The organism is Mesorhizobium sp. WSM4841, assembly GCF_055811515.1.
This window is the reverse complement of sequence record NZ_JBVVQC010000002.1, coordinates 297959-320768: the sequence shown is the minus strand read 5'-3', so window position 1 is coordinate 320768 and position 22810 is coordinate 297959. Positions and strand designations below refer to the sequence as shown.

The 22810-nt window shown below is 63.3% G+C and carries 21 protein-coding genes and 1 tRNA gene; 11 read left to right on the top strand and 11 right to left on the bottom strand.

Features of this window, described 5'->3' with window-relative positions; translation table 11 throughout:
* Positions 1–33 precede the first annotated feature (33 nt).
* Positions 34–1407 carry a cytochrome P450 gene (locus AC0L14_RS03500; RefSeq protein WP_473484258.1) on the top strand — a complete coding sequence of 458 codons (1374 nt, stop codon included), beginning with the start codon at positions 34–36 and terminating at the stop codon, positions 1405–1407.
* 12 nt (positions 1408–1419) lie between these two features.
* On the opposite strand, the gene AC0L14_RS03495 is transcribed toward AC0L14_RS03500, so the two are convergent.
* The 7 genes from AC0L14_RS03495 to AC0L14_RS03465 form a co-directional block, all read right to left on the bottom strand.
* Complete coding sequence (locus AC0L14_RS03495) at positions 1420–2394, bottom strand: complex I NDUFA9 subunit family protein (protein ID WP_473748663.1); 975 nt, start codon at positions 2392–2394, stop codon at positions 1420–1422.
* 117 nt (positions 2395–2511) lie between these two features.
* Entirely contained in the window at positions 2512–2964 is a 453-nt protein-coding gene (locus AC0L14_RS03490) for a DoxX family protein (protein WP_473748662.1), read from the bottom strand.
* Between the two features lie 339 nt (positions 2965–3303).
* Positions 3304–4305, bottom strand: a complete 1002-nt coding sequence (locus AC0L14_RS03485; RefSeq protein WP_473544923.1) for an Ldh family oxidoreductase — start codon at positions 4303–4305, stop codon at positions 3304–3306.
* Positions 4306–4422: 117 nt separating this feature from the next.
* Complete coding sequence (locus AC0L14_RS03480) at positions 4423–5229, bottom strand: ABC transporter permease (protein WP_473748661.1); 807 nt, start codon at positions 5227–5229, stop codon at positions 4423–4425.
* Positions 5229–5894, bottom strand: a complete 666-nt coding sequence (locus tag AC0L14_RS03475) for an ABC transporter permease (RefSeq protein WP_473748706.1) — start codon at positions 5892–5894, stop codon at positions 5229–5231. Before AC0L14_RS03475 ends, AC0L14_RS03480 begins: the two co-directional genes overlap by 1 nt.
* A 216-nt stretch (positions 5895–6110) precedes the next feature.
* Positions 6111–6905 carry a transporter substrate-binding domain-containing protein gene (locus tag AC0L14_RS03470; RefSeq protein ID WP_095493885.1) on the bottom strand — a complete coding sequence of 265 codons (795 nt, stop codon included), beginning with the start codon at positions 6903–6905 and terminating at the stop codon, positions 6111–6113.
* 49 nt (positions 6906–6954) lie between these two features.
* On the bottom strand, positions 6955–7767 hold the full coding sequence (locus tag AC0L14_RS03465; RefSeq protein WP_473748705.1) for an ABC transporter ATP-binding protein: 813 nt from the start codon (positions 7765–7767) through the stop codon (positions 6955–6957).
* A 218-nt stretch (positions 7768–7985) separates the two neighbouring features.
* Here AC0L14_RS03465 and AC0L14_RS03460 point away from each other — a divergent pair, with 218 nt between their 5' ends.
* The 3 genes from AC0L14_RS03460 to AC0L14_RS03450 all read left to right on the top strand — a co-directional run bounded on the left by AC0L14_RS03460 (position 7986) and on the right by AC0L14_RS03450 (position 11283).
* On the top strand, positions 7986–8834 hold the full coding sequence (locus AC0L14_RS03460) for a dimethylarginine dimethylaminohydrolase family protein (protein ID WP_473748660.1): 849 nt from the start codon (positions 7986–7988) through the stop codon (positions 8832–8834).
* On the top strand, positions 8831–10411 hold the full coding sequence (locus AC0L14_RS03455) for a 5-guanidino-2-oxopentanoate decarboxylase (protein ID WP_473748659.1): 1581 nt from the start codon (positions 8831–8833) through the stop codon (positions 10409–10411). The genes AC0L14_RS03460 and AC0L14_RS03455 overlap by 4 nt, the downstream gene beginning before the upstream one ends.
* Before the next feature lie 164 nt (positions 10412–10575).
* Positions 10576–11283 carry an SDR family NAD(P)-dependent oxidoreductase gene (locus AC0L14_RS03450; RefSeq protein WP_473484246.1) on the top strand — a complete coding sequence of 236 codons (708 nt, stop codon included), beginning with the start codon at positions 10576–10578 and terminating at the stop codon, positions 11281–11283.
* Positions 11284–11428: 145 nt separating this feature from the next.
* Here AC0L14_RS03450 and rpsA read toward each other — a convergent pair whose 3' ends face one another.
* The 4 genes from rpsA to aroA all read right to left on the bottom strand — a co-directional run bounded on the left by rpsA (position 11429) and on the right by aroA (position 16013).
* A complete protein-coding gene (rpsA, locus tag AC0L14_RS03445) occupies positions 11429–13126 on the bottom strand; it encodes a 30S ribosomal protein S1 (protein ID WP_123146359.1) in 1698 nt (565 codons plus the stop codon).
* Between the two features lie 204 nt (positions 13127–13330).
* Positions 13331–13975 carry a (d)CMP kinase gene (gene cmk / locus AC0L14_RS03440; RefSeq protein WP_473748658.1) on the bottom strand — a complete coding sequence of 215 codons (645 nt, stop codon included), beginning with the start codon at positions 13973–13975 and terminating at the stop codon, positions 13331–13333.
* Entirely contained in the window at positions 13972–14568 is a 597-nt protein-coding gene (locus AC0L14_RS03435) for a hypothetical protein (protein ID WP_473748657.1), read from the bottom strand. The genes cmk and AC0L14_RS03435 overlap by 4 nt, the downstream gene beginning before the upstream one ends.
* Before the next feature lie 86 nt (positions 14569–14654).
* Positions 14655–16013 (bottom strand): 3-phosphoshikimate 1-carboxyvinyltransferase, encoded by a 1359-nt coding sequence (gene aroA, locus AC0L14_RS03430; protein WP_473748656.1) that lies wholly within the window; start codon positions 16011–16013, stop codon positions 14655–14657.
* 195 nt (positions 16014–16208) lie between these two features.
* On the opposite strand from aroA, the gene AC0L14_RS03425 reads away from it, so the two are divergent.
* The 7 genes from AC0L14_RS03425 (at position 16209) to AC0L14_RS03395 (ending at position 22807) form a co-directional block, all read left to right on the top strand.
* Positions 16209–16598 (top strand): TIGR02300 family protein, encoded by a 390-nt coding sequence (locus tag AC0L14_RS03425; protein WP_473484239.1) that lies wholly within the window; start codon positions 16209–16211, stop codon positions 16596–16598.
* A gap of 170 nt (positions 16599–16768) precedes the next feature.
* Positions 16769–16844: transfer RNA gene (locus AC0L14_RS03420), tRNA-Ala, on the top strand.
* Positions 16845–17525: 681 nt separating this feature from the next.
* Entirely contained in the window at positions 17526–18125 is a 600-nt protein-coding gene (locus tag AC0L14_RS03415) for an ANTAR domain-containing response regulator (RefSeq protein WP_023796771.1), read from the top strand.
* 2 nt (positions 18126–18127) lie between these two features.
* A complete protein-coding gene (locus tag AC0L14_RS03410) occupies positions 18128–19366 on the top strand; it encodes a CmpA/NrtA family ABC transporter substrate-binding protein (RefSeq protein WP_473748655.1) in 1239 nt (412 codons plus the stop codon).
* A 354-nt stretch (positions 19367–19720) separates the two neighbouring features.
* Positions 19721–21037 carry a CmpA/NrtA family ABC transporter substrate-binding protein gene (locus AC0L14_RS03405; RefSeq protein ID WP_473748654.1) on the top strand — a complete coding sequence of 439 codons (1317 nt, stop codon included), beginning with the start codon at positions 19721–19723 and terminating at the stop codon, positions 21035–21037.
* 65 nt (positions 21038–21102) lie between these two features.
* A complete protein-coding gene (gene ntrB / locus AC0L14_RS03400) occupies positions 21103–21999 on the top strand; it encodes a nitrate ABC transporter permease (protein WP_123146367.1) in 897 nt (298 codons plus the stop codon).
* Positions 22000–22009: 10 nt separating this feature from the next.
* A complete protein-coding gene (locus tag AC0L14_RS03395) occupies positions 22010–22807 on the top strand; it encodes an ABC transporter ATP-binding protein (protein ID WP_292206307.1) in 798 nt (265 codons plus the stop codon).
* Positions 22808–22810 lie beyond the last annotated feature (3 nt).

Sequence of the window (22810 nt, the reverse complement as noted above, 5' to 3'; positions counted from 1 at the left end):
GCCACTACATTGAGGTGACCAGCGGAGCACGCCATGGACAGTCAGCCCGCCCCCTTCGTCCCGCCGGCGCCGAAGCCGCGTACGTCGCCGCCGTCGACGCTCGAGATGATCCGCATCGTCTATCGCAACCCGCTCGAACTGTGGGGCGAGCCGACCTACAACCAGCCCTGGATATCGGTGACCGGCATCGGCGGGCCGCTGGTCATCGCCAACGACCCCGGCCTCATTCGCCACGTGCTGGTCGACAATGCCAAAAATTACAAGATGGCGACGGTGCGCCAGATGATCCTGCGGCCGATCCTGCGCGACGGCCTGCTGACCGCCGAGGGTGAGGTCTGGAGGCGCTCGCGCAAGGCGATGGCGCCGGTGTTCACGCCGCGCCACATATTCGGTTTTGCCGAGCCGATGCTGAGGCGCACGCGGGAGTTCGTCACGCGCTATGAGGGCGGCGGCACGTCGGACATCGCCCACGACATGACGCTGCTTACTTTTGATATCTTGGCCGAGACGCTGTTTTCCGGCGAGATATCAGGCGAGCCGGGCAGCTTCGCCAAGGAGATCGACCGACTGTTCGAGACCATGGGCCGGGTTGATCCGCTCGACCTGTTGCGGGCGCCCGACTGGCTGCCGCGCCTGACCCGCATCCGCGGCCGCAAGACCATGGCTTATTTCCGCAAGATCGTAACCGACACAGTCAAGATGCGCGAAGAGCGGCTCAAGCGCGATCCGGACAAGGTGCCGCAGGATTTTCTCACGCTTTTGCTCAAGGCGGAGGGACCGGACGGGCTGACACGCGCCGAGGTCGAGGACAACATCATCACCTTCATCGGCGCCGGTCACGAGACCACGGCGCGGGCACTTGGCTGGACGCTCTACTGCCTGGCCGAAGCGCCTTGGGAGCGCGAAAAGATCGAGCGCGAGATCGACGCCGTGCTGGCGCGAGAACCCGACCCGACAAAGTGGCTCGACGCCATGCCGTTCACCCGCGCCGCCTTCGACGAGGCGCTTAGGCTCTACCCGCCGGCGCCGTCGATCAACCGCGAGCCGATCGAGCCCGAAACCTGGAACGGCCTCTATATACCGAGGCGCGCCGCGGTGCTGGTCATGCCCTGGGTTGTCCATCGCCACCGCAAGCTGTGGGACCGGCCTGACGCCTTCATGCCGGAACGCTTTCATCCGGGAAATCGCGAAAAAATCGACCGCTTCCAGTATTTGCCGTTCGGCGCCGGCCCTCGCGTCTGCATCGGCGCCAGCTTTGCCATGCAGGAGGCGATCATCGCGCTGGCCATCATGCTGTCACGTTTCCGCTTCGACACCACCGCCGAGACCAAACCGTGGCCGGTGCAGAAACTGACGACGCAACCGCGGGGCGGCCTGCCGATGCAGGTTACGCGACGCCTTCAGTGAGCGTCTGATTGGCTAGGCCGCCGTCTTTCGCTGGAACTGGCCCGCGGCGCGGTAGCGCCAGAGATAGCTCGGCAGGATGCTGCCGATCGACTGCGGTTGGATGCCGAGGCCGGCGAGCGTCCTATTTTCCCTGATGGCCGCTTCCGATACGATGTTGTGCTCGCGCAGCTGCAGGACCTGATCCTTGGTCAGCAGCGGATTGGGCAAAAGCCCGAGAATCGATGCCTGCATGTTGGCCACCCACCACGGTACCGACACCAGAAGCCGCTCGCGGTCGATCATGGCAAGCATTTCCTGCATGCATTCCTTGAAGGTCAGCACCTGCGGTCCGCCAAGCTCGTAGATCCGACCGCCCTGGACTTTGCCGTCGACCGAGCGCGCCACCGCCTCGGCGACGTCGCCGACGTAGACCGGCTGGAATTTGGTCTGCCCGCCGCCGATCAGCGGCAGGACCGGCGAATAGCGCGCCATGCTGGCGAAGCGGTTGAAGAAGCTGTCCTCCGGCCCGAAATTGATCGATGGCCGCAAGATGACGGTATCGCTAATCGTTTCCAGGACCGCTTTTTCACCGAGCGCCTTGGTGCGTGCATAGTCCGATTGCGCGTTCAGATCGGCGCCCAGCGCCGAGATATGGGTGAGGCCGGCGCCGACGGCGCGCGCCGCTTCGGCGACCGCGCGTGCGCCGAACTCGTGGACGGAGGTGAATTTCTGCCGACCGCTCTCATGCAGGATGGCCACCAGGTTGACGACATGGTCGGCGCCCTGCACGGCGCGGTCGACCGACCAACGCACGCGAACATTGGCCTGCACCGGCTGAATCTGGCCGACATTGCCCAGCGGCTGCAGATGGCCGGCGAGATCGGGCCGGCGGCAGGCGACCCTGATGCGATAGCCGCGCCTGGCCAGCGCCCGCACAACGTGGCGGCCGACAAAGCCGGAGCCGCCGAACACGACGACGAGCTTTGGGGTCTGCAGGATTTCGGTCATTGCTGGCTCCGGCGCAGTTTCCAGATTTACTGGTGCTTGGCTGAAGCAGTTTCATAGTCGGTTTCGCACCAAAGGCAAAGGGCGACGATAAGTCGCCAACGCCCTTGTTTGACCGCGTCAGAAGGCCCTGCCGATGCGTGCGTCGACCGATTGGCGGTTGCCGCCGCGAATGACGAAGAAGAACAGGACCGCCGCCCACAGCAGCGATTTTTCGGCGCCCGAAAAGCCCTCGCCCATGGTGACCCAGTGGAACCAGACCGTGACCAGAAGCACGAACATTCCGGCGAAGGCGGCCGGGCGGGTCAAGAGGCCGATGACGATGAAAATGCCGCCGAAGAACTCGGTGCATGCCAAGAGCAGGGACCAAAATGCGCCCGGATAGAAGCCGAGGCCTTCGACCATCTCGGCGGCACCAAACGGATCGGTGATCTTATGCGAGCCATGGACGGTGAGGAAGATGCCGGCCACGGCACGCAGGATGGTTTCGGAGGCGGTGTTCAACGCCGCATAGAGGCCGCCAAGGGCCGGGACGAAAAGGCTTCTGCTGGAATTGTCGGTGCTTGCGGACATTGGGGCTCCTCTGCTGCTCCGCGCAAACACCCGACCACCTCGGTCAGAGTCAAATGAACAAAAGTTGACCAAAACAGGCATGTTAACTGACCAGATGCGAGAGAACGCAGAAAACCCCGCCGAAGCGGGGTTTTCCGGGTGACTTCCATGGTCGGAGTCAGGGGTCCGACGAGGCGGCCTGACCTGAGACGGTATCAGGACGGCAGGAGACGCCCGCCCCAGTCCTGGACATTCGACCGGATGTCACCGCCCGGGCAACCCCACCACCCCGGACAGGCATTGGTCGCGGCACCGCGCAAAAAGGTTCAACGGCGGCGAAAAAAATCGCAGACAAACTTTTTAGGAAGAATACCGGGCCGCGAATTCTGAGATGCGTTGGACCACGGCCTTGGGCGCCGTTATGCCCCGTGCCGCCGCTTTCTCCGCCGCTTCGGCTCGGGCACGGCCGGGCACATGCACGCCGTAGCGGCGGCGCAACCGGTCGAGCTGGTCTTTCATGCGTTTCTCGAAATCAGGATCGAGCAGCTTGGGCTCGACGGCCAGAACGAAGAGGCCGGTTCCGGGACTGTCCGGTCCGCCGCTAAACCATGGCGCATCGAGCGACCAGTTGGCGCCCGACAGGCCCGCCGCCAGCACTTCGACCATCAGTGCGATGTTGGCACCGCGCTGGCCGCCGAAGGCAAGCATCGCGCCTTTCATGGCAGCGGCGGGATCGGTGGTCGGGTTGCCGCTGACGTCCAGTGCCCAGCCTTCGGGAATTTTCTTGCCGTCCTCGGCCGCCTTGCGGATGTTGACGAAGGCAGTGGCGCTCGACGACTGGTCGATCACCAGCGGCGCTCCGTCGGCGGCGGGCGCGGCGAAGGACATCGGGTTGGTACAGTAGACCGGCTTGACCGAGCCCGAGCCGGCAAGCACGGCCGGTCCATTGGTCGCGGCAAAGGACACCAGTCCCTGCGCGGCCAGCCGCCCGGTGAAATAGCCGAGCGCGCCGCATGTATAGGCGTTCCTCTGCGAAAAGATGGCAACGCCGAACAGGCGCGCCGCCTTGGCGAGATCGTCGATCGTGCGGTCGAAACCGGTATGCGCCAGACCGCCGCGCGCATCGGAGAGATAGATTGCCAAAGCCGGCCTGGTGATGACCGGCTCGGCCTTGCCGTCGATGCGGCCGGCCTCCAGCGCTTCGAGATAGTCGATGAAATGCGACAGTCCGACCGTCGACAGACCTTCCGCCTCGGCCGCTACGATGGAGGCTGCGAGCGACTGCGCCGCTTCTTCATTGGCGCCGGCGCCGAGCGCCGCCATCCGGCACAGCCCTGTCGCCTGGTCGAGACTGAGTTGCATTGTAGCGATCCTAGGGGAGTAAGGGAGTAAGGGAATAGGGGAATAGTGAGCAGTGAATGCGAATAGGATGGAAATGTGTATGTGAATAGTGGCTGGCCCTGCTCCCCTGCTCCCCTATCAACCAATCTTGTTCGGGATCCGCGCCTCGATCTTGCCGAGGGCGAAGACCAGGATGCCGGTGATCGCCATATAGATCAACGCCAGGAGCAGCAAGGGTTCATAGGTGAGGAAAGTGCCCTGCCTCACCTTGGAAGAGACGGCGAATATGTCGATCACGCTGATGGTCGCCACCAGCGGCGTCGATTTCAGCTGCAGCACGGTTTCGCCGGTCAGCGTCGGCAGCGCCCGGTAGAAGGCTTGCGGCAGCCAGATCCGCCGCAGGATCTTCCAGCGGCTCATGCCGAAGGCACGCGCCGCTTCCAACTGTCCTTTCGGCACCCCGGCGAAGGCACCCCGCATGACTTCCCCCTCGTAGCCGGCGAAGGACAAGGTCAGCGCCAGGACGCCATAGGGCCACGCTTGCCTCAGATACGGCCACATCCAGGACTCGCGTACCCATGGGTACTGCGGAAACAGCGAGCCGAGCCCATAGTAGAGCAGCCAGAGCTGCAGCAGCAGTGGCGTTCCCCTGATGACGGTGCAGAAGGCCTTTGCAGGCGCCGCGAGCCAGAAGGGGCCGGCAGCCTGCGCCAATCCGAGCGGCACGGCGAGCAGGAAGCCGAGTGTGCAGGTGACGGCGAGGATCCAGAGCGTGCGCCAGATGCCGACAAGCGCCATCTCGTAATATTGCGGCAGCCAGTCCCAGCGCATGAAGAAGGCGGCCGCGAGAACCAGCGCCAGCGCGGTCAGGATCAGCACGATGCGATGCGGCTGCAGCCACAGCGACGCGCGGGCAACGTTGATGATGATCGCTTCGCCAGCCATCAACGCGCCTCCTTGAGGGAGGGCATGCCGCGCCGAGCCCGGAGTTCGATGCGGCCGATGATCAAATTGGAGACCAGCGTCAACAGAAGATAGATCACGCCTGCGGCGAGGAAGAACGTAAGATAGGCTTTGGTTACGCCCGCCGCTTGCCGCGTGGCCAATGTCAGCTCGAAGAAGCCGACGACCGCCAGCAGGGCGGTGTCCTTGGTGGCGATCAGCCAGAGATTGGCAAGGCCAGGTATGGCGAAGGGCAGCATCGCCGGCAGCGTGATGCGTCGCAGAAGGAGGCCGGGAGACATGCCATAGGCGCGCGCGGCTTCGATCTGGCCCTGCGGAATGGCAAGGATCGCGCCACGCATCACCTCGGTCGAATAGGCGCCCTGGACGAATCCGAGCACGGCAATGCCGGCCACCAGCCCGCTGATATCGATGCGCCGATATCCCATTGCCGTCAGCAACTGGTTGATCAAATCGGTGCCGGCATAATAGAGCAGCAGGATCAGCACCAGCTCCGGCACGGCGCGGACGATCGTCGTATAGACCGCCAGCAGATCGCGCACCACGGGCCCGCCATAGAGCTTGCCATACGCACCGCAAATGCCGATCACGAGGCCGAGACCGAAAGCACCGGCAGCGATCTCGACCGAGTGGAGCAGTCCGACCAGAAGCGTTCCGCCCCAGCCAGGCGGCGTCGGCGAAAGCAGTTCGATGATGCGGGCCACAGAGGCCGGAAGAAATGCGTCGATCAGCGTCGCCCCCGAATTGCTGGCGCCAATACCGCCGGCGATGCCGTCAGCGGAAAGCTCGCATGGGTAGAGTTCGACGAAGCCACACGGCGCGCTGTCTGCGCCGCGTGGTTATTCGCTCAGGGATGCACGCCGTCAGTTCGACTGTGTGTCGTCGCCATAGATGTCGAAATCGAAGTATTTCTTCGAAATCTCGTCATATTTGCCGTTGGCACGGATCGCCTTGATGCCGGCGTTGATCTTCTCCTTCAGCTCGGTGTCTTCCTTGCGGACACCGGCGCCGACGCCGGGCCCGAGGATTGCCAGATCCGGCGCGACCGTGCCCTTCATATCGCAGCATTGCTTGCCCTGATCCGATTTCAGGAAGGCATCGAGCGCGATGGAATCGGCCTGCACCGCATCGAGACGGCCGGCGGCAAGATCCTGATTGGCTTCGTCCTGGGTCTGGTATTCCTTGATCTCCGCCGCTTCGGTGAAGTGCTTCTTGACGTAGTCGGCATGCACGGTCGAGACTTGCACGCCGATGATCTTGCCCTTGAGATCTTCCGGGGTGGCGCCGAACTTCTGGTCCTTCGGCCCGATAATGGCGGTCGGGGTGTTGTAATATTTGTCGGAGAAGTCGATCGTCTTCTTGCGCTCGTCGGTGATCGACATGGAGCTGGCGATCACATCGATCTTCTTGGTCGTCAGCGCTGGGATGATGCCGTCCCAGGCAACCGGGGTGATAACGCAATCGAGCTTCTGCTCGGCGCAGACCGCGTCGATGAATTCGATTTCCCAGCCGACCCATTTGCCGGAAGCATCCGGCGAGGTGAACGGCGGATAGGGTTCGGCAGCGACACCGATCTTGACCGGCTCGGCCTTGGCGATGCCCATCGCAGCGACACCGAGCAATAGCGCTGCGGCCAATGTCTTAAGGACGGTGTTCATTTCAATAACTCCCAGTTTGTTGTTGTTCCCGTTTTCCATCCGCCTCGGCTTAACCGATGTTGCGGATGAATTGCTTGAGCCTTTCGGATTTGGGCGCGCCGAAGATCTGCTCCGGCGGCCCTTCTTCCTCGACCAGCCCGTTGTAGAGGTAGACCACATGCGTCGCGACTTCGCGGGCGAACTTCATCTCGTGGGTCACCAGCACCATGGTGCGGCCCTCGCGCGCCAGATCGCCGATCACCTTCAGCACCTCGCCGATCAGTTCCGGGTCGAGCGCCGAGGTCGGCTCGTCGAACAGCATGACGCGCGGATTGATGGCCAGCGCCCGGGCGATAGCCGCGCGCTGCTGCTGGCCGCCCGACAGATAGGCCGGATAGACATCGCGCTTTTCGGCCAGGCCGACGCGGACGAGCAGCTTTTCGGCCTCCACGATGGCCACGTCGCGCTTGACGCCCAGAACGTGCACCGGAACCTCGATGACGTTCTCGATCAGCGTCATGTGGCTCCACAAATTGAAATTCTGGAACACCATGCCGAGCTTGGAACGGATGCGCTCGATCTGCTTGCGGTCGGCGGGAACGGTGTGGCCGTGACTGTCGGCCTTCATCCGGATCTCCTCGCCATTGACGCGGACGATTCCGCTGGTCGGGTTCTCCAGGCAATTGATGCAGCGCAGCAGTGTCGACTTGCCCGAGCCGCTGCCGCCGATGATGGCGATGACCTCACCGTCGCGCGCCGACAGCGAAACGCCTTTCAGCACATGCAGTTCGCCGAATCTTTTATGCAGGTTCTCGACATGGATGGCTTCGGCGGCGTCGTTCTGCGCCGTATACTTCAGGGCGGGAGCCGTGCCTTGGGCTATCACCTTTGGGGTGCCTCACGAAGCGGCTGGACCCGTCGCTGCTGGAATTTATTACCCATTACCATCACTGGACAGACTTCTCATTCTCAAGATGGACCGTTCCGCTTGCCTCCGTCAACCATGCTTTTTGGACCATTGATCACGGCATGCTGAGTGGCTATTGGCTGGATGGGATATTTCAGGAGCACTTGGTGGGTAAAGCATACGGGTCGCAGTCCATGGCAGGGCCCCTGCAGCGCGTGCTGATGCGGTCCGCCGCAAGCGCCATGCCCCGCGCCAGAGCATCGGAATGGCGCTATGGCCCCGGCTTCGAACCGCAAAAGGCCGCTGCCCAGTATGAGGCGCTGACGATGCTGGTTTTGGCATCCGGCGCTGAGATCGAATGGCTGACCGACGCCGATGACGGGCTTGCCGATTCCGTCTTCACTCACGATCCTTCGTTGATGACCGACCACGGCGCCATCATCCTTGCCATGGGCAAGGCGCTGCGCCGGGCCGAGCCCGGCCTGCACGAGGCGGCCTACAGGCGCATGGGCGTCCCTATCCTCGGCCGCATCGAGCATCCCGGACAGGTCGAGGGCGGCGATTGCGTCTGGGTGGATTCACGGACGCTGGCCGTCGGCCGCGGCGTGCGCACCAACCAGGACGGCATTCAGCAACTCGCCAACCTGCTCACCCCCAAGGGTATCCAGGTCTATGGCTACGACCTGCCGCTCTGGCATGGCGAGGAGGCCTGCCTGCATCTGATGTCGGTGATCAGTCCGCTCGCCGACGATCTGGCGCTGGTCTATGCACCGCTTTTACCGGCTGCCTTCTACCAGATGCTGCGGGCGCGAGGCATTCGCCTGGTCGAAGGCGACGCTGAGGAGTTCTTCGCCTCCAACGGCCTCAGCCTCAATGTGCTGCCGACCGCGCCGCGCGAGGTGATCGCCGTTGCCGGTTTCCCGAAGACGGCGGCGGCCATGGCGGCCGCCGGCTGCAGGGTTTCGACCTTCGAGGCGGACGCGCTGTGCATCGCCTGCGAGGGCGGACCGACTTGCCTCACACGTCCGGTGCTCAGACAATGACGACAGTCGGCGAAGCGCTCATCACTTTGCTCGAAGCCCATGATGTCAACACGGTCTTCGGCATTCCGGGTGTGCATACGGTCGAACTCTATCGCGGGCTGGCGCGCTCGAAGATCCGCCACGTCACCCCGCGTCACGAGCAGGGCGCCGGCTTCATGGCCGACGGTTATGCGCGCGCCAGCGGCAAGCCTGGCGTCGCCTTCGTCATCACCGGACCGGGACTGACCAACACCATCACCGCCATGGGCCAGGCCCGTGCCGATTCGGTCCCGATGCTGGTGATCTCGGGCGTCAACGCCACGCCGACGCTGGGCAAGGGTCTTGGCCACCTGCACGAACTGCCCGACCAGCACGGCATGATGGAAAAGGTCGCGCTGTTCTCGCACCGCGTCGCCGACGCCAACGAACTACCGGGCGTTCTTGCCCGCGCCTTCGCCCTGTTTTCGTCATCGCGCCCCGGCCCGGTCCATATCGAGATCCCGACCGATATCATGGTCAAGCCGGCCGACGGCATCGCGGCTTTGCTGGCCAATGTCGCGCCGCCCGAGCCGGATGCGGCGGCGATAGCAGAGGCGGCAAAACTTTGCGCGGCTGCCCGCCGCCCGCTGATCCTTGCCGGCGGCGGCGCCAAGAGAGCCGAAGCACCGTTACAGCGCCTTGCCGAAAGGCTGGGAGCGCCGGTTGTCCAGACGGCCAATGCCCGCGGCCTGCTGCATCGCCATCCGCTTGCCGTGCCGGCGAGCCCCAGTCTGAAGGCGGTGCGTGCATTGATGGCCGACGCCGATCTGGTCATTGCCGCCGGCACCGAATTCGGCCCAACCGACTATGATGGGTATAGCGACGGTGGCTTTGTCCTGCCGCCCAATCTGATCCGCATCGACATCGGCGCCGACCAGCTTGCCCGCTGGCCGGCCCGGATTTCGATCCACGCCGATTGCGGCGCAGCACTCGAGGCGCTGCTTGCCGAAATCGGCCAAGGCCAACCGCCATCGGGCGACGGCCCGGCTCGCGCCGCTGCAACAAGGCAAGCGGCCTTCGCCGAAATCAGCCCGGCCCTCCAGGCGCAAACACAAGCCGTCGATGCGATCCGCGATGCGTTGCCGGGCTCGATTATCGTCGGCGATTCGACCCAGCCGGTCTATGCCGCCAACCTCTATTACGATCACGATCGACCGGGCGGCTGGTTCAACGCCGCCACCGGCTTCGGCGCGCTGGGCTATGGTCCGCCGGCGGCGATCGGTGCGGCCCTTGCCGTGCCTGATGCGTCGGTCGTTTGTCTCACCGGCGACGGTGGCTTCCAATTTACGCTGCCCGAACTGGGCGCCGCGCTCGACGCTGCGGCGCCGGTGATCTTCGTCGTTTGGAACAATCGCGGCTATCGCGAAATCGAAACCTCGATGCTCGATGTTGGCGTCGAGCCGGTCGGCGTCTCGCCGGCGCCGCCTGATTTCTGCAAGCTGGCCGAGGCCTATGGCATTGCCGCGGAGCGGATTGTTGGTATCGACGATCTGGCGGACGCACTCAAGCGTGCGCGTGCGACCGGACTGCCGTATGTCATCGAAATCACTGTCGATTGAGTGCTGTGGCAGCGTCTGCCTGGGGATGCGATCCTCGTCGGATGGCCGCCGGCTTGAGGCGCGCAAACGACGCTGCGTTATCGAGATTTCGGTTGAGTGATCGCGCGAAAGGCGCGACCCTTCGGCGGCGGCGCGGCATAAGAGAGTGACTGGAGCGGTCGAAGATGACGGATACACTGGACGGCAGGCAGGTTGTGGTGACCGGCGGCACCGGGGCGCTCGGTGGTGCGGTTGTCGGCAAACTGCTGGAGCAGGGCGCGATCTGCCATGTGCCCAATGCCCATGCCGTCGCGCCCGCGCATTTTCCCTTCCCGGCACATGAGCGCGTCAGGCTGGCGCACAATGTCGATCTCGCCGACCCCGCCAAGGTCGATGCGTTCTACGCCAGTGTTACGGATTTGTGGGCATCCATCCACCTGGCCGGCGGCTTCACCGCCGCGCCGGTCGAGAAGATCGAGCCCGCGTCCTTTGCCGAAATGATGGACACCAACGCCCGCACCACCTTCCTGTGCTGCCGCGCGGCGATACGCTCGATGCTGGAATCTTCCGTGTCGGGCCGCATCGTCAATGTCACGGCGCGCGCCGGGCTCGACCTGCGGCGCGGTTCCGGCATGGTCGCCTATGCCGCCAGCAAGGCGGCAGTCGCGGCAATGACGGTGGCGATGGCGGAAGAACTCAAGGGCAAGGGCATTCTGGTCAACGCGGTCGCGCCTTCGACCCTCGACACGCCGGCCAACCGGGCTGACATGCCGGCCGCCGATTTCGGCAAATGGGTCAGCCTCGAAGCGGCCGCTGAGGCCATTGCCTATCTCGCTTCGCCGGCCAACCTGGCGATGAGCGGCACGCTGGTGCCGCTTTACGGCAGGGCCTGATCTCTCTCTTTGTTTGAGCGCGATTTCCCAAAATCGGTTTGCCACGTTTGGGTTACGATGCTCTGACCATAGTCAAACAAAAACCCCGCCGGATCGCTCCGGCGGGGTTTTTTAACAGGCGGCGCGAGGTGCGGCGTTAGTGGACTTAGCTGCCCTGCTTCTTCAGCGCGGCACCCAGGATGTCGCCCAGCGAAGCGCCGGAGTCGGTCGAGCCGTACTGGGCGACCGCTTCCTTCTCTTCGGCGATTTCCAGCGCCTTGATCGAGACCTGCAGCTTGCGGGTCTTTTTGTCGAAGGCGATGACGCGGGCGTCGACCTTCTGGCCGACCGTGAAGCGCTCGGGGCGCTGCTCGTCGCGGTCACGGCTGAGGTCGGAGCGCTTGATGAAGGTCTCGATGCCGCTGTCGACCAGCCGCACTTCCAGACCGCCATCCTTGACGCCGGTAACCTCGCAGGTGACGACCGCGTTCTTGCGCAGTTCGCCTGAAGTCGCTGCCTCGCCGGCCGTATCCTTGGCCAGCTGCTTGATGCCGAGCGAGATGCGCTCCTTGTCGATGTCGACGTCGAGCACCTGCGCCTTGACCATGTCGCCGCGATTGTACTCCTCGATCACCTGCTCGCCCGGACGGGTCCAGTCGAGGTCGGAAAGATGGACCATGCCGTCGACATCGCCTTCGAGGCCGATGAACAGGCCGAACTCGGTCTTGTTCTTGACCTCGCCCTCGACCTGGCTGCCGACCGGATGGCTGCTGGCGAAAGCCTGCCACGGGTTCTCGAGCGTCTGCTTGAGGCCGAGCGAAATGCGGCGCTTGGCCGGATCGACCTCGAGCACCACCACGTCGACTTCCTGCGTCGTCGACAGGATCTTGCCGGGATGCACGTTCTTCTTCGTCCACGACATTTCCGAAACGTGGATGAGGCCCTCGATGCCCGGCTCCAACTCGACGAACGCGCCGTAGTCGGTGATGTTGGTGACGGTGCCCTTGATCTTCTTGCCGATCGGGAATTTCGTTCCGATCTCGGACCACGGATCGCTCTCGAGCTGCTTCATGCCGAGCGAGATGCGGTGGGTTTCCTGGTTGATGCGGATGATCTGCACCTTGACCGTCTGGCCGATGTTGAGGATCTCGGTCGGATGGTTGACGCGGCGCCATGCCATGTCGGTGACATGCAGCAGGCCGTCGATGCCGCCGAGGTCGACGAACGCACCATAGTCGGTGATGTTCTTGACGACGCCTTCGACCACTTGGCCTTCTTCGAGGTTCTGCACGATTTCCGAACGCTGTTCGGCACGGCTTTCCTCGAGAACGGTGCGGCGCGACACCACGATGTTGCCGCGGCGGCGATCCATCTTGAGGATCTCGAAAGGCTGCGGATTGTGCATCAGCGGGGAGACGTCGCGAATCGGGCGAATGTCGACCTGGCTGCGCGGCAGGAAGGCCACGGCGCCGTCGAGATCGACGGTGAAGCCGCCCTTGACCTGGTTGAAGATGACGCCTTCGACGCGCTCGCCCTTGGTGAACTTCTCTTCGAGACGGACCCAGCTCTCTTCGCGGCGGGCCTTCTCACGGGAAAGCATCGCTTCGCCAAGCGCGTTCTCGATGCGCTCGACATAGACTTCGACCGTGTCGCCGACCTTGAGCGTCGACTCCTTACCCTTGACGCCGAATTCCTTCAGCGGCACGCGGCCTTCGACCTTGAGGCCGACGTCGATGATTGCCATGTCCTTTTCGATCGCGGTGATCGTGCCCTTGACGACTTGGCCTTCGCCGGAATGGCCGGCGGAAAAAGATTCTTCGAGCAGGCTCGCGAAATCATCGCGAGTGGGATTTGCAACTGACATAGTTTCTCCTGGAATGCCCCGCATCTCAAGCGGGGCGGGCGCCGTGGGTTAGCGTTGCGTTGGCCTGCCGGCGTTCCGGGCTTCAAAAAAGCCCTTGGCCGCCTAAGCGGCAATTCCGGCGCATGAAAAATGCTGGCAGGCTGGTTCGTGCCCGATATGGGTATCTTTTCGCCGCCGGCAATCGGCAACGGAGGAAAACCCGGCTCAGGCTTTGTTTCTCTTGGCCAGAACGTCGTCGATGATCGCCTTGGCCGCCAGGAACGCGGCTTCTATAGCCATTTCCGACGTGTCGAGCAAGTGCGCGTCGGCGGCAGGCTTCAGCGGCGAGTCGGCGCGACCCATGTCGCGCTCATCGCGGCGCAGGATATCGGCCAGGATTTCGTCGAAATCGGCGGTGCCGCCGATGCTCTCGATCTCGGCCAACCGCCGCTCTGCCCGCACCTCGGCGCTCGCCGTCACATAGAGCTTAATGTCGGCGTCGGGACAGACGACGGTGCCGATGTCGCGGCCGTCGAGCACCGCGCCCGGCGGCGCCTTGGCGAATTCGCGCTGCTTATCGACCAGTATGCGCCGCACCGACGGGATGACAGCCACTTTCGAAGCCGCTTCGCCGACCGCATGCGCCGACAGCACCGACCGGTCGAGCTTCGCCAGGTCGACCTGCCGCGCCGCGGTTTCCGCCGCCGAGACATTGTCGAGCGGCAGGCCGAGCCGAAGCAGCGCATGGGCGACCGCGCGATAGGTGAGGCCGGTGTCGAGCAGGTTCAGGCGGTAATGGTCAGCCAGCCGCCGCGCCAGCGTGCCTTTGCCGGCGCCGGCGGGTCCGTCGATTGCGATGGTGAAGGTCAAGGGCGTAGCTTTCGGACACGATAAAATAGGTAGGATAGGAGGCCAAAGAGGGCGAATGCATAGCCGCTGGCCAGCGGACTTATCTCCTGCCCGCCAAGACCCAGATGAAATATGCCGTCTACCAAGGCTACCGCGCCAGCTCCGGTAAACAATATCGACATCACAAGACAAAAATTACCGGAGCGAGCAGAAACCTTCTTTGCGATCTCAATAGCTATCCCATCGATCGAGGCTTTTGGAAAAACGAACTCATCGGAAGACAGTTGGGTAGTAGAAAGAATAGCTCCAGTCTGTGCTCTCAACTTGCGATGCATGTGATGGTTCAAGGCAATCCATATCGCTGCAGCAAGGAGAACCCAGATACTATCCATCCGGTCGGAAAGCCAAAGCACGATGAACACGAGCATGGGAATGAGAGTGAACAAAACAAACGCCCATTCGCGATTCTGGATCTCGATGAGGCTGGTAAGTTCATTGGCATTGACGATCCGGGTTTTGGCGGACCTGTCCAAGCGGAACAGAAAAGTACCGTCTGCTTGCCTTTGCCAATGAGAGCCCCTGGCCCCCGGCCTCTGAAAATCAGGACTTGCCATCCACTCACCCCCCTGCGCGGTTGCTTACAAAGAAATCGAAAGTCGCTCACAAGACCGCTGGCGCGCTAGTCCTGCTCGCAGTACCGCTACTCGATCTCCGCCCCCAGCCCCTTCATCAGCCCCATGAACTCCGGGAAGCTGGTCGCGATCATCGCCTGGTCGTCGATGGTGACAGGCTTTTCCGTTGCCAGTCCCATGACCAGAAAGCTCATGGCAATGCGGTGGTCGAGATGAGTCTGGACGATGGTGCTCTGTCCATTGGGGTGTTGGCCGAGCCCCTTGCCGCCGGGTCTTCCGCGCACCGCCAGCGAGGCCTCGCCTTCGGTGCAGTCGACGCCGTTGACCGTCAGCCCGTTCGCGACTGCCGACAGCCGGTCGGATTCCTTCACCCGCAGCTCTTCCAATCCCTGCATCAGCGTTTCGCCGTCGGCAAAGCTGGCGGCGACGGCAAGGACCGGATATTCGTCGATCATCGTCGGCGCCCGCTCGGGCGGCACGGCGACGCCCTTCAGCTCGGAATAGCGTACGCGCAGATCGGCGACATCCTCGCCGCCTTCATTGCGCGGGTCGAGAACATCGATCCGGGCGCCCATTTCCTGCAGCGTCAACAAAAGCCCGGTGCGGGTCGGGTTCATCAGCACGTTTTCGATTGTAATGTCCGAGCCCGGCACGATGAGTGCGGCCACCAGCGGGAAGCCGGCCGAGGATGGGTCGCCCGGCACAGCGATGGTCTGGCCGGTGAGCTTGCCCTGGCCCTCGATGAAGATGTGGCGCACGCCGCGCTCGTCGGTCTCGACCGACAGATTGGCGCCGAATCCCTTCAGCATCTTTTCGGTGTGGTCGCGCGTCATCACCGGCTCGATGACGGTGGTGACGCCGGGCGTGTTCAGCCCGGCGAGCAACACCGCCGACTTCACCTGCGCCGAGGCCATCGGCACGCGGTAGGTGATGGGTGCTGCGTGCTTGGGCCCGTGCAGCGTGATCGGCATGCGGTCGCCGGGCGTCGCCTTCAGCACCTGCACGCCCATCTGGCGCAAAGGTTCGAGCACGCGGCCCATCGGCCGGCCGGATAGCGAAGCGTCGCCGATGAAGGTCGTCTCCATGTCGTAGGTGCCGACCAGGCCCATGGTGAGGCGCGAGCCGGTGCCGGCATTGCCGAAATCGAGCGGGCCTTCCGGCTGCAGCAGCGCGCCGTTGCCGGTGCCGCGGATCACCCACTCGGCGCCGCGCTTCTCGATATGCGCGCCCATTGCCTTCATCGCGGCGCCGGTGCGCATCACGTCCTCGCCTTCCAGCAGGCCGGTGATGCGGGTCTCGCCGGAGGCGAGGCCGCCGAACATGAACGAGCGGTGCGAGATCGACTTGTCGCCGGGCACCCGCGCCGCGCCTGAAAGCGCTGACGATTTGCGGGCGGTGGCCGGTTTCGGGGCGGCAGTATGCGACATGGCTTTTCCCTGGCTGAAAACGCCGGTGGCCGGCCTTTTTCTTCTGGTTTGGGCGGTCTCGTATCACGGCGGACGGAAATGGTCATCCCCTCGCAAGAGGTCGCTCAACACGGGGATTCATGAGGCTGGCTTTAGGCTTTGACAGCGCCGCAAACTGTGGTTATGGGGACCAAACTTTCATCGACGAGGCTTGCAGTGGCAAAACCCGAACTTGGCACCAAACGCATCGACCCCGAAACGGGTCAAAAATTCTACGACCTGAACAAGGATCCGATCGTCTCGCCCTATACCGGCAAGAGCTATCCACGTTCCTATTTCGAGGAAGGCAAGATCACCGCCCTCGAGGAGGAAGAGGAAGTTGCCGAGAAGGAAGTGGACGCCGAGGAGGAAGAGGGCGTCGAAGTCGTCTCGCTCGAAGAGGCGGATGAGGATGCGAAACCCGACGATCTTCCCGATCTCGGCGATGACGAGGACGATGTGGACCTCGGCGATGACGACGACGATACTTTCCTCGCCGACGAAGAGGAAGAAGACGACGATGTCGCCGACATGATCGGCGTCGGGGACGACGACGACGAAGTCTGATCCGGCCTCTGGCGCAAGCGCCTGCCGACTTTCGCGGCGTCTTAATAAAAAGCGGCTCTTGAAGGCTTGATATTGACGTAAGGCGGGGTTAGAAGCCGCTGCACTAACGGCGCGGTCTCAACCCGCGCCGGATCTCTTCGCCGGCAACGGCGCCGGTAGACTGCCGGAGTGGGGCCATAGCTCAGTTGGGAGAGCGCTTGAATGGCATTCAAGAGGTCGTCGGTTCGATTCCGATTGGCTCCACCAGTTTTCTCTCGGGAAAATCAGTCTCTTTAGACCTGCCTATCACTGGCAGGCCCGACAAAAGCGGGCGGGCCCCCTGAAATAATTTCGCTGTATTTCGGCTAGTCTGAAGCTGAAAACCCCGGCAACCACCGGGATTTTCAGCACACTAGCTGCTAATAGTACCAAGCCCAGACCAAAACACGCCTGCGAAAGCACCGTCTGCGCAGACGGCCATTTCGCCAGACACGACGACAGATCCTTCTTCAAGCGCGCCGCCGGTGCCGCCGCCTGCGGTGCCAGCGCCGATGGCGGACCGGCTCCGCTTGAGTATCTTCATCCTCGAAGGCTTCCGTATCCGGCGCGTCGAGTTCATCGAGAATGCCGCTTCTGGCGCCCGGTACGCCGGCGACGGCGTTAATTGGCCGAACTGCGCTCGCAAGGGCTGCTGCCCCAGCAATGCCAAACATTCCTGTCAAAATGATCGCCGATCCTTGGAAACCTCCAATCTTCTAGCCAGCGAGACAAGGTTCGCAAACTCAAAAGATAGCGCGGTCGATACAAAAGCAAAGTAGACCCTATGAATGGTATTTAAAGAAGCTTGACGGGTCGGCTCCGCAAACATGTGGCAGCCCCCGAAGCGATAACTGCGTCAATTCTCACCATGCCGCATTGCACAATCGCGCGGCGTGCGCAAAATGCGGCATGATCCGGAAATCCCTCACCGTCCTGGTGATCGACGAAAACCACATCCGCGCCTCCATCATTGAGGCGGGATTGCGGGAGGCCGGGCATGAGCAGGTCACGGTCGTTCACGATGTTGCCGGAATAGCGCGGCGGATCGCCGAGATCGAACCGGACGTGATCGTCATCGACCTCGAAAATCCCAACCGCGACATGCTTGAAAACATGTTCCAGCTTTCGCGCGTGGTGAAGCGGCCGATCGCCATGTTCGTGGACCGGTCCGACCAGGCTTCGATCGAGGCTGCGGTGGAAGCGGGGGTCTCCGCCTACGTCGTCGACGGGCTGCGCCAGGAGCGCGTCAAGCCGATCCTCGACATGGCGATCAGCCGCTTCAACGCCTTTTCGCGGATGGCGCGCGAACTGGAAGAGGCCCGCAGTGAATTGGAGGACCGCAAGGTCATCGACCGCGCCAAGGGCATCCTTATGAGGTCGCGTGGCCTGTCGGAGGACGCCGCTTATACCCTTCTGCGCAAGACCGCCATGAACCAGAACCGCAAGATCAGCGAAATCGCGCAGAGCCTGGTGACGGCGGCAGGCCTTCTGGATCCCGGAGAGAGTTGAGCATGGCGGCCGAACACCAGATCAATGCCGGTTTCATACCGCTCTTCGACAGCGCGGTTCTTGTCGCAGCGAGGGAGATCGGCTTTGCCGCGCGCGAAGGCGTCGACCTGACGCTCAGTCGCGAAACGTCCTGGGCCAACATCCGCGATCGTATTGCGATCGGACATTTCGACCTGGCGCATATGCTGGGACCGATGCCGATCGCCTGCAATCTGGGGCTCACCCCACTCGCCTCCGATACGATCGTGCCGTTCTCGCTTGGGCTGGGCGGCAACTGCGTAACGGTTTCGAACACGCTCTGGACGGGCATGGCCGCGCACGGCGCGTTGCCCGACCTCGATCCGGCGCGAGCTGGCAAGGCCCTGGGAGCGCTGATCCGTGAACGGGCAAATGCCGGTCGCGAGCCGATGCGCTTTGCGGTTGTGCATCCGCACTCGGGGCATAATTACGAACTGCGCTACTGGCTCGCGGCCTGCGGCATCGATCCGTCGCGCGAAATAGAAATCGTCATCGTGCCGCCGCCCTTCATGGCCGACGCACTCGCCGCCGGCAGGATCGACGGCTACTGCGTCGGCGAACCCTGGAACAGCGCCTCGGTAGTCGCCGGCACCGGCCATATCGCCACGGTCAAGGCCGCTATCTGGAAGACCAGCCCCGAGAAAGTCGTCGGCGTGCGCAAGGCCTGGGCCGAAAAACACCCGGAGGCCCTTTCGGCCCTGCTGCGCGCGCTGCATCATGCTGCGCGCTGGTGCCAGGATCCGGCAAACCGCGGTGAACTGGCCGCCCTGATGGCGCAGCCTTCCTTCCTCGGCGTTTCGCCGGCGCTGCTGATGCCGATCCTGACCGGACATCTTGCGCTGGGCGGGGTCGCGGAATTGAGCGTCGAGGACTTCTTTCTTCCTTTCGGCAAGGCGGCGAATTTTCCGTGGAAGAGCCATGCGCTGTGGTTCTACACGCAGATGGTCCGTTGGGGGCAGGTCAAGCACAGCGCTGCCCACATGGCGCTCGCGCGCGACACCTACCGGCCCGACCTCTATCGCGCAGCGCTGAAGCCGCTCGGCGTCGCTCTGCCGGGAGCCAATGCCAAGGTCGAGGGGGCCCTGACCGCTGCCACGCCGGTCGGCTCGGCGGGCGCCAGCCTCGTCCTTGGTCCGGATGGTTTCTTCGACGGCCGCATCTTCGATCCGGACAGGATCGACGACTATCTCGCCATCCGCGACTGGGCAATGCCGACGGGTTGAGCATTCCTTGCGCACTATCATGCACTGCACAATTTTTGTGCCGCTGCACAATGAACGTGACTGTCGCATGAGCATCGACAATCCGGCGCTCCAGCCTTTACGCCCGCTCTCTCGGTTGTTTTCATTGCTGAATCTACCGTTTCTTCAAACTGGCACGGTTCCTGCATCATAATCCATGGGCCTTCAGGGCCATTGAATACGGCGTCCAATGGCGGGCGCCACAGGCAAAGCTGCCGCTCAGGTCAACACGCGATCCGGATCAACGGATGCGGCGGCCTGGCCGGCGGCTTTTTTGTTTTGGTCGAACACGCAATCGACGGCGCAGATCCCAAGCCGCGCCCAATGGAGATGACGATGACGAAACGCATCAAAACCCAATCCGCCCTCACGGGCGTAACGCGCCGCGATTTCCTGATGATGAGCGCGGCCACCGCGGCAACGCTGGCGGCGGCACGCGCGCTGTTGCCGTCCGGCGCCTATGCGGCAACGGCGGCGCCGGAAGTCACTGGCGCCAAGCTCGGCTTCATCGCGCTGACCGATGCGGCGCCGCTGATGATCGCCAAGGAGAAGGGCCTGTTCGAAAAATTCGGCATGCCCGATGTCGAGGTGCTCAAGCAGGCCTCCTGGGGCGCGACACGCGACAATCTGATGCTCGGCGGCGAAGCCAACGGCATCGACGGCGCCCATATCCTGACGCCGATGCCTTACCTGATGCACACCGGCAAGGTGACGCAGAACAATCAGCCGATGCCGATGGCGATCGTGGCGCGGCTCAACTACGACTGCCAGGCGATTTCCGTCGCGCAGGAATATGCCGGCACCGGCGTCGGCCTCGATGCCTCCAAGCTGAAGGACGCCTTTGCGGCCAAGAAGGCCGAAGGCAAGGAGGTGAAAGCCGCCATGACCTTCCCGGGCGGCACCCATGATCTCTGGTTGCGCTACTGGCTGGCTGCCGGCGGCATCGATCCCGACAAGGATGTCTCGACCATCGTTGTGCCGCCGCCGCAGATGGTCGCCAACATGAAGGTCGGCAACATGGACGTGTTCTGCGTCGGCGAGCCATGGAACGAGCAGCTCGTCCATCAGGGCGTCGGCTTCACCGCCGCCACGACGGGCGAGTTGTGGAAGGGCCATCCGGAAAAGGCGCTCGGCCTGCGCGCCGCCTTCATCGACAAGAACCCGAACGCCACCAAGGCGATCCTGATGGCCGTCATGGAAGCCCAGCAATGGTGCGAAGCCATGGAAAACAAGGACGAGATGGCGGCCATCATCGGCAAGCGGCAATGGATGAACGTGCCGACCGCCGACATCATCGGTCGCCTTAAGGGCGACATCAATTACGGCAATGACCGCGTCGCCACCGGCACCGACCTCTACATGAAGTTCTGGAAGGGCGGCGTGTCCTATCCGTTCAAGAGCCACGACAGCTGGTTCCTCGCCGAAAACATCCGCTGGGGCAAATTCGCGGCGACGACTGACATCAAGGCGCTGGTCGATCAGGTCAACCGCGAGGATCTGTGGCGCGAGGCGGCGAAGGATCTCGGCGTCGCGGGGGCCGACATCCCGGCGTCTTCATCGCGCGGCGTCGAGACCTTCTTCGACGGCAAGATCTTCGATCCGGCCAATCCGACCGCCTATCTCGACAGCCTGCAGATCAAGGCATCGGCCTGACGTCGCCGGCAAGCGGCGCCACTGGCGCCGCCTGTCACGCCAATGCTCAAGGAGCTTTTTGCGAAATGTCTATCCAAGCCATCGAGGACACCAAGGTGAAGGCGTTCCCCACGCCTGCCAAGCCTGCAGAGGTCATAGCTTTCACCGCCAAAGTGAGGCGCCGCTTCGATCCCGCCGCGATCGCCGGCAAGCTGGCGAGCACTTTGGTGCCGCCGGCAGTCGTCATCGTCGTCATGCTCGTCATCTGGCAGATCGCCTGCTCGTCGCCCAACGCCAGCTTGCCGCCACCCAGCCAGGTATGGAACGAGGCCTACGATCTGATCGCCCATCCGTTCTTCGATTATGGTCCGCAGGACATCGGACTGGCGTGGCGGGTGCTGATCTCGCTGCAGCGCGTCGCCATCGGCTTCGGCCTGGCTGCCATCGTCGGCGTCGCGCTCGGCGCTCTGGTCGGCCAGTCGATCTGGGCGATGCGCGGCCTCGACCCTGTGTTCCAGATTCTGCGCACCGTGCCGCCGCTCGCCTGGCTGCCGCTGTCGCTGGCCGCGTTCCGCGATTCCAGCCCATCGGCGATCTTCGTCATCTTCATCACCTCGATCTGGCCGGTGATCATCAACACCGCCGTCGGTGTCCGCAACATTCCAGAGGACTATCGCAACGTCTCCCGCATCCTCAGGCTCAACCAGCTCGAGTTCTTCGTAAAGATCATGGTGCCGGCCGCGGCACCTTACATCTTCACCGGCCTGCGCATCGGCATCGGCCTGTCCTGGCTTGCCATCGTCGCCGCCGAAATGCTGACAGGCGGCGTCGGCATCGGCTTCTTCATCTGGGATGCCTGGAACTCGTCGCGGCTGCCCGACATCATCGTTGCGCTCGCCTATATCGGCGTCACCGGCTTTTGCCTCGATCGCCTGGTCGCGGCGGTCGGCGCCTTCGTTACCCGCGGCACAACGGCAAAGTGAGGAGAGGGCAATGACGGCCTATCTGAAGCTCGACCATATCGACAAGTCGTTCGCCCGCGGCGGCCAGGTCAGCGAGGTGCTGAAGGACATCCGGCTGACGATCGACAAGGGCGAATTCGTCTCGATCATCGGCCATTCCGGCTGCGGCAAGTCGACCTTGCTCAACCTGATCGCCGGGCTGACGAAAGTGACCGCCGGCGCGGTCCTGCTCGAAGACAAGGAGGTCGACAGCCCTGGTCCTGAACGCGCCGTGGTGTTCCAGAACCACAGCCTGCTGCCATGGCTCACCGTCTACGAAAACATCAACCTCGCGGTGTCTAAGGTCTTCGGCCGCACCAGGAGCCGGGCCGAACGGCACGACTGGATCATGCGCAATCTCGACCTCGTGCAGATGGCACATGCCAGGGACAAGCGGCCCGCTGAGATATCAGGCGGCATGAAGCAGCGCGTCGGCATCGCCCGCGCGCTGGCAATGGAGCCGAAGATCCTGCTGCTCGACGAACCGTTCGGTGCGCTCGACGCTCTGACGCGCGCCCATCTGCAGGATGCGGTGATGGATATCCATTCGAGGCTTGGCTCGACGACGATCATGATTACCCACGATGTCGACGAGGCGGTGCTGTTGTCCGATCGCATCGTCATGATGACCAACGGTCCAGCGGCGACCATCGGCGAGGTGCTTCCCGTGCCGCTGGCCCGACCACGCCGGCGCATCGAGCTTTCCTCCGACCGGACCTTCCTGCGCTGCCGCGAGGCGGTGCTGAAGTTCCTCTACGAACGCCACCGCTTCGTCGAAGCCGCGGAGTAGCTC